General features: G+C 68.0%; 9 protein-coding genes. 4 read left to right on the top strand and 5 right to left on the bottom strand.

The window, feature by feature from the left end; translation table 11 throughout:
- Positions 1–805 (top strand): NAD(P)H-dependent flavin oxidoreductase (locus ACLP25_RS12840; RefSeq protein WP_442469581.1); only part of this gene is annotated, 805 nt, incomplete at its 5' end.
- Positions 806–814: 9 nt separating this feature from the next.
- On the opposite strand, the gene ACLP25_RS12835 is transcribed toward ACLP25_RS12840, so the two are convergent.
- The 5 genes from ACLP25_RS12835 to ACLP25_RS12815 form a co-directional block, all read right to left on the bottom strand.
- The gene (locus ACLP25_RS12835) at positions 815–1,774 is read right to left on the bottom strand and encodes an ornithine cyclodeaminase family protein (protein WP_442469580.1); all 960 of its coding nucleotides are present in this window, start codon (positions 1,772–1,774) and stop codon (positions 815–817) included.
- A gap of 11 nt (positions 1,775–1,785) precedes the next feature.
- Entirely contained in the window at positions 1,786–2,112 is a 327-nt protein-coding gene (locus tag ACLP25_RS12830; RefSeq protein WP_442469579.1) for a lipopolysaccharide assembly protein LapA domain-containing protein, read from the bottom strand.
- A gap of 54 nt (positions 2,113–2,166) precedes the next feature.
- Positions 2,167–2,463, bottom strand: coding sequence for an integration host factor subunit beta (locus ACLP25_RS12825; RefSeq protein ID WP_442469578.1), 297 nt, complete (start codon positions 2,461–2,463; stop codon positions 2,167–2,169).
- 132 nt (positions 2,464–2,595) lie between these two features.
- Positions 2,596–3,603, bottom strand: a complete 1,008-nt coding sequence (locus ACLP25_RS12820; RefSeq protein WP_442469577.1) for a complex I NDUFA9 subunit family protein — start codon at positions 3,601–3,603, stop codon at positions 2,596–2,598.
- 114 nt (positions 3,604–3,717) lie between these two features.
- Positions 3,718–5,913, bottom strand: a complete 2,196-nt coding sequence (locus tag ACLP25_RS12815) for an elongation factor G (protein ID WP_442469576.1) — start codon at positions 5,911–5,913, stop codon at positions 3,718–3,720.
- A 144-nt stretch (positions 5,914–6,057) separates the two neighbouring features.
- Between ACLP25_RS12815 and aroB the strand changes: the two genes are divergently transcribed.
- The 3 genes from aroB to hflK form a co-directional block, all read left to right on the top strand.
- On the top strand, positions 6,058–7,761 hold the full coding sequence (gene aroB, locus ACLP25_RS12810) for a 3-dehydroquinate synthase (RefSeq protein WP_442469575.1): 1,704 nt from the start codon (positions 6,058–6,060) through the stop codon (positions 7,759–7,761).
- 64 nt (positions 7,762–7,825) lie between these two features.
- On the top strand, positions 7,826–9,142 hold the full coding sequence (locus ACLP25_RS12805; protein WP_442469574.1) for an HlyC/CorC family transporter: 1,317 nt from the start codon (positions 7,826–7,828) through the stop codon (positions 9,140–9,142).
- 112 nt (positions 9,143–9,254) lie between these two features.
- Positions 9,255–9,992: protease modulator HflK (gene hflK / locus ACLP25_RS12800; RefSeq protein ID WP_442469573.1), on the top strand; the 738-nt coding region annotated here is incomplete at its 3' end.

The following is a 9,992-nucleotide window of genomic DNA, read 5'->3' as shown; positions in this document are numbered from 1 at the left end:
CGAATGGCTGCATGAGATCACTGAGGCGCTCGCCGCACACGACAGGGCCCATCCCGACCGCCCGGCGGCGCCCTTCGCCGTCAACCAGATCGTTCACAAGTCGAACGCTCGGCTCGAGCAGGACCTGGAGCTGACCGTCAAGTGGAAGGCGCCGATCGTCATCACCTCGCTCGGCGCGCGCGAGGACCTCAATCGGACGGTGCACGGTTACGGTGGGATCACGCTGCACGACATCGTCAACGACCGCTTTGCCCGCAAGGCGGTTGAGAAGGGGGCCGACGGCCTCATCGCCGTGGCGGCCGGAGCCGGCGGGCACGCCGGTTCGATCTCCCCCTTCGCGCTGATCCACGACATTCGTGAATGGTTCGACGGGCCGCTTCTGCTGTCGGGCGCGATCGCCACCGGGCGCGCGGTTCTTGCCGCCCAGGCGATGGGCGCGGACCTCGCCTATATCGGCTCGGCTTTCATCGCCACGCAAGAGGCTCGCGCGATTGACGCCTACAAGCAGGCGATTGTCGACGGCGACGCGTCCGACATCGTCGGCTCGAGCCTGTTCACCGGCATTTTCGGCAACTATCTGCGCCCTTCAATCGTCGGGGCCGGGCTCGATCCCGACAATCTGCCGAGCGGCGACGCGAAGGCGACGAATTTCGGCTCGGGCGGCGCGTCGAACGCAAAGGTCTGGCGCGACATCTGGGGCAGCGGGCAGGGCATCGGCGCGGTCAAGGCCGTGCATCCGGTCGCCGAGGTCGTTGCGCGATTCGAACGCGAATATCTCGACGCCAAGCGACGGATCTGCGGCTGACGGCGCCGCTCAGGGCTCCGCGCCGCCCGACTTCCGCCAGACCAGGATCGCGGCCGCGAGGTCCTCGATCGCCGCGCCGACCGACTTGAAGAGCGTGATCTCGTCGGGCGTCCGCCGGCCAGGCGCGCCGCGACAGAGGGCTGGGAGGTTTGCGATCACCGCCGAGCGATCGATGACGCCGCCGAGTATGCCGGCCGCCACGTCGCCCCCTTCGGTCAACGCCGCGTCGGTGTCGATGAAAATGTGGGCGCGGCGAAGCGCCTCGTCGTCGGCCTCGCGCATGGACACGTTGAACGCGCCGACGAGGTCGAGATGCTGTCCGGGCCTCAGCCACTGGCCGGCGATCAGCGGCTCGGTCGCAAGCGTCGCGCAGGAGATGACGTCGGCCTCCGAGACGGCGGCTTCAAGGTCCTCGGTCGGCTTGGCGTTGAGGCCGGCGTCAGCGAGGCTCATCGCGAGCCGCCGCGCGCCTTCCGGACGATGGTTCCAGACCGCGACCTCATTGTAGCGCCGCACGCTCGCGTGGGCGCGCGCCATGAACGGCGCGAGCGCGCCGGCGCCGACGATGAGCAGGCGCTTGCTGTCCGCACGCGTCAGATGGCGCGCCGCAAGCGCCGAGGCGGCCGCTGTCCGCCAATGTGTGAGGCGTGTCCCGTCGATCGCCGCAAGCGTCTCGCCCGTCCGGCCCGACTGCAGGACATAGAGACCGGTGACCGTCGGCAGGGCGCGGGCGGCATTGCCCGGAAAAACATTGACGACCTTGACCCCGAGATAGAGGCCCGCGCGCGAGGCGCTCTCGGTCCAGGCGGGCATCAGGAGATGCGTGGCCTGCGGCTCGCCCGCGCGCCCGATGGGGTGATGATGGCGGTGCGGCGCGATGAAGCCGCCGCGCATCGCCTCGGCGAGTTCGACGATCAGCGTGGGAAAATCGAGCGTCCTGTCGAGGTCGTCGGACGAGAAAACGCGCATGCGCGCCCCTATCAACGGGGCAGCGAGGGCGGAGCCGGCTGGGCCGCCTTCAGGTTCTGGGCCTCGGCGCGCCAACGGGCGGCCTCGGCGCGGCTCTGGCGGGCCGCGCGGCGATGGCGGCCCTGAGACACCCAGGTCGCAGCCGCGCCGGCGATGACGCCGAGCATGGCCGCAACGATCACCACCGCGAACATCGGCGCTTCAATCGCGAAAGCGGCGTTTTCGACCGAGCCGAACGGATCGAACGACACCGTCGCCCATTGTCGATTGGCGAAAACGAACAGCAGCAGGACAATCGCGACGATCGCGATGATGAGAAGTCGAAGAAAGCGAGTCATGGCACGCTTCGCCGCTCCGTCGTCCCGCGGCGCCGATCGTTCAGATGCGTCATCCTACTCTTGCTCGACTGGAATGCGATTGAGCCGCTCGCGCATCTCCTTGCCGGTCTTGAAGAACGGCGCGAGCTTCTCGGTCACGGGCACCTTGTCGCCGGTCCGCGGATTTCGGCCCGTGCGCGCCTGTCGCTGCTTAGTCGAGAAGGCGCCGAAGCCGCGCAACTCGACACGCTCGCCGCGCGCCAGCGCGTCCCCGATTTCGCCGAGGATCGCGTCGATGATGTTCTCGATGTCGCGTTGATAGAGATGCGGATTTCGTGCGGCCATCCGCTGCACGAGTTCTGACTTGATCACTGAACGTCCCCAATTGGAAATCGCCCAACGAAACCGACGGGCCCGGCATGCCGCAATTCGTCTTTTGACATCAATACGGAACCAACGTTGCACGTCTGCGACGCCGCTCCTCCCGAGGGAGAACACGCCGGTTCAAGCCGATCGTTGAGCCTCATACTGACCCGTCTTGCGAAAACGCACAAGGTAGGAGGGAATGATCGCGTCGACAGCCTGCGGCGCGATGCCGAGGCCTCGGAGCACGCGCCCCTCCGCCTCCGCCTTCTCGGACACGACGTTGTCGAACGCGAGAAGATCGATCTGGTCGCGGTGCGCCGTCAGCAGCTTCGGGAACCTGCCGAGCGTGACCTTGCTTGCGAAACTCGTCGTCGAGGCGATGAAGTAGGAGGGCGTTTTCGGCAGGCCGATCAGCAGCCGGCGTCGCTCGACCGTGCGCAGCGCCAGTTCCGCGGCCTGGCGAAGCGTCATCACCTGCGGTCCGCCGAGCTCATAGATCGTTCCCGGATTCGTCTCGCCGGCCAACGCGGCCGCGGCTGCGCGCGCGACGTCTCCGACGTAAACGGGCTGGAGCCGCGTGCCGCCGCCTGCGAACAGCGGAATGACCGGAAGGAAGCGGGAAAGCGCGCCGAAGCGGTTGAAGAAGTCGTCCTCCGGGCCGAAAACGACCGAAGGCCTCAGGACTGTCGCGGCCGGAAATTCGGCCAGCGTGACCTCCTCGCCGAGCCCCTTGCTGGCGACATAAGCAGACCAGGACTTCGGATCGGCCCCGATTCCAGAGACTAGGGCGAAGGTCTCTACCCCAGCGGCCTTGGCCGCGCGCGCGAGCGCAGCCGCCCCGTCGACATGCACGGCGCGATAGGTCTGCGCGCCGCTCTCGGCCTTGATGCCGGTCGCATTGACCGCCATCTCAGCGCCTTCAAGCGCGGACGCGATCGAGGCGGGGTAGCGCAGGTTCGCCTGGACCGACTCGATCTGCCCGACCCCGCCGATCGGCTGCAGGAAAAAGGCGAGATCCGGCCGCCGCACCGCGACGCGCACCCGCCAGCCCCTTCGCACCAGGGCGCGGACGATGTGCCGGCCGAGGAAGCCGGAGCCGCCGAACACGGTCGCCAAGCGGCTTCGGTCGAAAGTGGCGTCGGCCATCGAGGTCCTCTCCGAAGAAGGGCGCGAGATAGGGCTGATCGCCCGCCCCCCTTTATGCGATGGCCGCGCGCCTGTACAGCAGCGAAAAGGACTGAGTTTCCGGCGCGCGGCGTCTCATCCGTTGGTGTTCGCGTTCGCGTTGCGGCGCATCTCGACGACGTGGTCGGCCGCCTTGCCGGAAAGCTCCGCGAGATGGTCGAACTTGGTCTCGAACGCCCCGACGCCCGAAGTCGCCGAGCGCAATTCAATGATGAGGTCGCCGATCTCCGCTTCCGGGATGAGGGCGCGCAAGGCTTCCCAGCCCTTCCAGCCCTCGCGGGGCTCGAAGCCGAGGATCTGGCCGCGCCGTGAGCTGACCAAGGCGCTGGCGCGGGCGAGGGCGTCCGAGGGCACGTAGATCGTCACCGACAGGATCGGCTCGAGCAGCACCGGACGCGCCTTGGCGAGCGCCTCATCGAGCGCAATGCGCCCGGCGGCGCGGAACGCCATATCCGACGAATCGACCGTGTGGTAGGAGCCGTCAGTCAGCGTGACCGAGACGTCGACGACCGGGAAGCCGAGCGGTCCCCGCGCCATGGCGTCTTTGGCGCCTGCCTCGACGGAGGAGAAGTACTGCCGGGGCACTGCGCCGCCGTGCACCCGCTCGGCGAAGGCGAAACCCTCGCCGCGCCCACGCGGCCCGACCTCGACCACGACGTCGCCGAACTGGCCATGCCCGCCCGACTGCTTCTTGTGCCTTCCGCGGACTGTGACCGCGTCGCGAATCGTCTCGCGGTAGGCCACGGTCGGCTTGTGGGTGTGGATCGTCACCCCGAAACGGTCGGCGAGTCGCTCGGTCGTCACCCGAAGATGCATCTCGCCCTGGCCGTAGAGCTTCATCTCGGACATTTCCGCGTCCTGAACGAAGGATAAAGCTGGATCTTCCTCGCACAGCTTGGCGAAAGCCGCCGCGAGCCGAACCTCGTCCTTGCGGTCCTTGACCTTGAGGGCGAAGGCCTGGGTCGGCGGGGGAGGCGGCGGCAGCTCGGCGGCGGCCGGGGCGACCTTGCCTTCGGCGAACCGGTCGCCGGTGGCGAGGTCCTCGAGCCGGGCGAAGGCGACTGTGTCGCCCTCCTCGGCGCGGGCCACCTTGGCGGAGCTTGCGCCGGTCATGCGGGCGAGTCCGCCGATGCGCTCCTCCACCCCGCGCGAATTGATCACCGTCGCGCCGTCGGCGAAGGCGCCGCGCAGCACGCGCGACAGCGACAGCTTGCCCCCGTGCGCGGTGTGAACGGTGCGGATGACCTGCGCGAGCGCCGGACCGGAATCGTCGATGCCGAGGCGCTTGCGGGTATGGCCGATCGCAGGCGCTTCGTGACGCACCGCCTTGAGCAGGCGCGTGACGCCGTGGCCCTCGGTCGCCGAGCCCATCAGCACCGGAACGACGTGGCCCTCGCGCAGTTCGCGCGCCAGATCGTCGAACACAAGGTCCTTGGGCGGGTCGAGGTCGCTGAGGAGTTGCTCCATCAGCGCATCGTCATAGTCGGCGAGCTTTTCGAGCATCGAATAGCGCGCGTGCTTCTCTTCCTGGACCACGCCGGCTGGCATCTCGATCACTTCCGAGGGCGCGGATTCGCGGTAGACGAAGGCGCGCTCGAGCGCGAGATCGACGAAGCCGGTCGCAACCCCATTCTCCCACACGGGAATCTGGCGCAGGAGCAGCGGCGTGCGCGAGGCTGGCTGAAGGAGTTCGAGCGTCTCGCGCAGGCCGCCGCTCCCCTGGTCGATCTTGTTGAGGAACAGGATGCGCGGCAGGCCGAGCTCCTCGAGTTCGCGGAGAATGACCTGAAGCGCGGGGATCTTGCGCGGGTCGGCCTCGCACACGACGACGGCGGCGTCGCACACCGGCAGCGCCGGATGCATGTCGTGGATGAACTCGATCGATCCGGGGCAGTCGAAGAAGGTCAGCCGATCGCCCATGTAGTCGACGCTGGCGACGTTCGGCTCGACGCTCATGGCGTGGCTGCGCGCCTCCGAGCTCGAATCGCCGACGCTGGTCCCTTCCCGGACTGTGCCCTGCCGCGCCAACGCCCCGCCGCGCGCCAGTATCCCCTCGAGGAGGCTGGTTTTCCCGCTCTGGAATGGCCCGACGATGGCGATGAGACGAGGACCGGGAACGCGGTGCTCGTGTTGGACAGCAGTCAAAATCAAGCTCCCTTGCGCGGCGCTCGCGGCATATGCGCCGCGGGATTTTCCTTCGGACGCGCAAGCCCTTGCGATCTCGCGGCGCCGCTTAACGCGCCTGTCGCGCACTTGTCGTCTTCCTGACATGCTCGCAAGAACCGTCCCGCCGCGCAAGCCAATCCGAAGTGCGACAAAACCGCCGACAGCCGAGCGTCGCGCCGCCTGTCGCGCTTTGCCTGCGTTTCCTGTAAGGGACCGCCCTCAAACGGATATTCGCGAGGTCGAGCGGTCATGGTTCAGGGTCAGCCGGTCGACGTCCGGCGCGTCGCGGCCGCGCTTGGCGGGCGGTCGTTGGTGCTGGTCGGGATGATGGGAGCGGGCAAGACGTCGGTCGGCAAGCGCCTCGCCGCGAAGCTCGGGCTGCCTTTCGTCGACGCCGATGCGGAGATCGAGGCCGGCGCGCAGCTTTCGATTTCCGAGATTTTCGAGCGATTTGGCGAGGCGTATTTCCGCGAGGGAGAGCGCAGGGTGATAGCACGGCTGCTCAACAGCGGACCACAGGTGCTGGCGACCGGCGGCGGCGCCTACATGAATGCCTCGACCCGCGAGGCGATCGCCGCCCGCGGCGTGTCCATCTGGCTCAAGCCGGACATCGAAGTGCTGCTCGCGCGCGTGCGCAAGAAATCCAACCGGCCGCTGCTGCAGACCGCCGACCCTGAGGAGACCCTGCGCCGGCTTCTGTCGGAGCGCGCTCCGATTTACGCGCTCGCCGACCTCACGATCGAGTCGCGCGAGGGGCCGCATGAATCGGTCGTCGACCTGACGCTTCGCCGGCTCGCCGAGACCTTGTGCGGCTCGGAGGAGCCGCCGGCCGGCGACCGGCGCCGCGTCGAAGTCCCGCTCGGCGCGCGCGCTTACACGATCCACATCGGTGCCGGCGTGATCGACGAGGCCGGTCCGGAGATCGCCAAAATCGCGCCCGGCGCGAAATGCGCAATCGTGACCGACGCCAACGTCGCGCCGCTCTACCTCGAACGCGCGACCGCGAGCCTGGCGCGCGCCGGCCTCGGCTCAACGTCGATCGTCTGCCCGCCGGGAGAATCAACGAAGTCCTACGCGGAGTTCGCCCGCGTGTCGGACGCGCTCATCGCGGCGCGCATCGAGCGGCGCGACGTCGTGGTCGCTCTCGGGGGCGGGGTCATCGGCGATCTTGCCGGCTTCTGCGCCGCCTCGCTGCGCCGAGGCGTCCGGTTTGTCCAGATTCCGACGACGCTGCTCTCCCAGGTCGATTCCAGCGTCGGCGGCAAAACCGGGATCAATTCGCCGCACGGCAAGAATCTCGTCGGCGCTTTCCACCAGCCCTCGCTTGTTCTGGCGGACTCGGGCGCGCTCGAGACCTTGAGCGCGCGCGAGTTCCGCGCCGGCTACGCCGAGGTGGTCAAGTACGGCCTGATCGGCGACCGGAACTTTTTCGATTTCCTCGAGGCCCGCTGGCGGGAGGTCTTTTCCGGCGGCCCGGCGCGGGCCGAGGCGATCGCGACGAGCTGCGCGGCCAAGGCGCGCGTCGTCGTCGCCGACGAGACCGAGCAGGGCGAACGAGCGCTGCTGAACCTCGGACATACGTTCGGTCACGCCTTCGAAAGCCTGACCCATTACGATTCCGCCCGTCTCGTCCATGGCGAAGGGGTCGCCGTCGGCATGGCCTCGGCCTTCCGCTTCTCCCGCCGGCTCGGGCTCTGCCCGGGCCAGGACGCGTCGCGGGTCGAGGCGCACCTCAAAGCCGCCGGCCTGCCGACCCACATCCGCGACATTCCCGGACTTGAGACGGACGCCGAGGCGATCCTGGCCGCCATGCGGCAGGACAAGAAGGTCGAACGCGGCCGGCTGACCTTCGTTCTCGTGAGGGGAATCGGCGAGAGCTTCGTCGCCCGCAACGTCGACGAGGGGAGCGTTGTGGCCTTTCTCAAGCAGGATCTCATGCTCCCGCGGGGCTGAGCGCCCGGTTTCCGTCGCACGCCTGTCGCACGCAAGGGGCAGGCCTTCATGCTAGAACGTCGCCATGCCGATCTCGCTCGACATCGTCGTCATCGTCGTCAGCATCGCCTTGGCGGCCTTCTTCGCCGGCGCGGAGACGGCGCTGACGGCCGCATCACGGGCGCGCATGCACGCCCTCGAGATGTCGGGCGATGCGCGCGCCGCGCTGGTCACGCGGCTTATCGGCATGCGCGGACGGCTGATCAGCTCGATGCTGCTCGGCGGACAGATCGTCACCATCGGGTCGTCTGCGATCGCCACCAGCGTCATGCTCGACCTTTACGGCGACCATGGCGTGTGGGCGGCGACGGTGATCATGACCGCGCTGATTGTCGTGTTCGGCGAGGTCATGCCCAAGACGATCGCCATCGCCTATCCCGACCGCTTCTCGCTCGCGATCGCGCCGCTGGTCCTGTTTTTCGTCACGGTTTTCAGCCCGATCGTGTTCGCGGTCGAGGCGGTGGTCCGGTTCGTGCTACGCCTCTCCGGCCTGTCGCTGACCGACGCCGACGCCGGCGTGTCGGGCCACGAGGAGCTGATGGGCGCGGTCGACATCCTCCATCGCGAGGGCGAGGTCGAGCGCAGCGAGCGCGACATGTTCGGCGGCCTGCTCGAACTCTCCGAGGTGCCGGTGGCCGACGTCATGGTGCACCGGACCAAGATGCGGCTGATCGACGCCGACCTGCCTCCCGACGAAGTGGTGCGCGAGGCGATCGAATCGCCCTATACGCGCCTGCCGCTGTGGCGCGGCGACCCCGACAACATCATCGGGATCCTGCACGCCAAGGACCTTTTGCGCGCGCTGGTCGCGACCGGCGGCGACGCCAGCAAGGTGAGGATCGCAGATATTGCGCTCGATCCGTGGTTCGTGCCCGAATCGACGACGCTGCGCGACCAGTTGCAGGCCTTCCTGCGCCGCAAGACGCATTCAGCCCTGGTCGTCGACGAATACGGCGTCGTGCAGGGCCTCGTCACGCTTGAGGACATCATCGAGGAGATCGTCGGCGACATCCGGGACGAGCACGACGAAGCCTTGCAGGGCGTGCGCAAGCAGCGCGACGGCTCGGTTGTCGTCGATGGAGGGGTCACGATCCGCGATCTCAACCGGATGATGGACTGGAGCCTGCCCGACGAGGAAGCGGCCACAGTCGCCGGGCTCGTCATCCACGAGGCGCGCGCGATCCCCGAGCCGCGACAGACCTATTCCTTCCATGGCTTCCGATTCGAGGTGCTGCGCAAACAGCGTAACCGCATCGCTGCGTTGCGGGTAACGCCGTTATCGGCGCGCGGGTCGGGCAGGAAGCCGCTCGATCAGGAAGGCGAAACCACGGCCCAGGAGTAGGGTCGACCGAGGGCGGTCTCCGTTGCCGCGCCGCGGGACTTCCCTATATAAGCGCCAGTCCGGCCTATATAAGCGCCAGTCCGGCGAGGCGGTCGGACAGCGAGAGGATCGGATGTCCTGGAACAATCAAGGCGGCGGACCGTGGCGCTCGCCCGGGCGCGGCCCATGGGGACAGGGGCCGTCGGGCCCGCCGACCGGCGATCTCGAGGAAATCGTCCGCCGCGTCCAGGAGGCGCTCGGCCGCCTCGCCCCGGGCGGGTCCGGCGGCGCCGGACAGCCGGCCGGCGGCTTCAAAGCGCGCACGATCCTGTTCGTCGTACTGGCGGCGATCCTCGTCTGGTTCGCCTGGGGCACGTTCTACACCGTCCAGCCCAACGAGGTCGGCATCAACCTCGTGTTCGGCAAATATACCGGCAAAACCGCGGCCGGCCTCAACACCAACTGGCCCTGGCCGATCGGATCGGTGACCAAGGTCCCGGTCTGGGATCAGCAGATTACCGAGGTCGGGTACCGGAGTCTCTCAAACGCCGATGTGCCGGAGGAGAGCCAGATGCTCACCGGCGACAAGAACATTGTCGATGTGCATTTCCGGGTGGCCTGGCAGATCGATCCGGCGCACCCCGAGGACTTCGTGTTCAACGTCTATCGACCCGATTCCACGGTGAAGGCGGTGGCCGAGAGCGTCATGCGCGAGGTGGTCGGCCTGAAGACGATCGACGGCATTCTCACCACCGACCGCGCCGCGGTCGAGGCCGACGTGCAGAAGCGGATGCAGGAGGTGCTGAACAGCTATCGCGCCGGCGTGCTGATCAAGCAGGTCCAGCTCCAGTCGGTCGACGCGCCGAGCGAG

Source organism: Roseiarcus sp. (assembly GCF_052145395.1).
Taxonomy (GTDB): domain Bacteria; phylum Pseudomonadota; class Alphaproteobacteria; order Rhizobiales; family Beijerinckiaceae; genus Roseiarcus.
The sequence above is the reverse complement of the archived record's forward strand: the minus strand, read 5'-3'. Positions and strand labels throughout refer to the sequence as shown.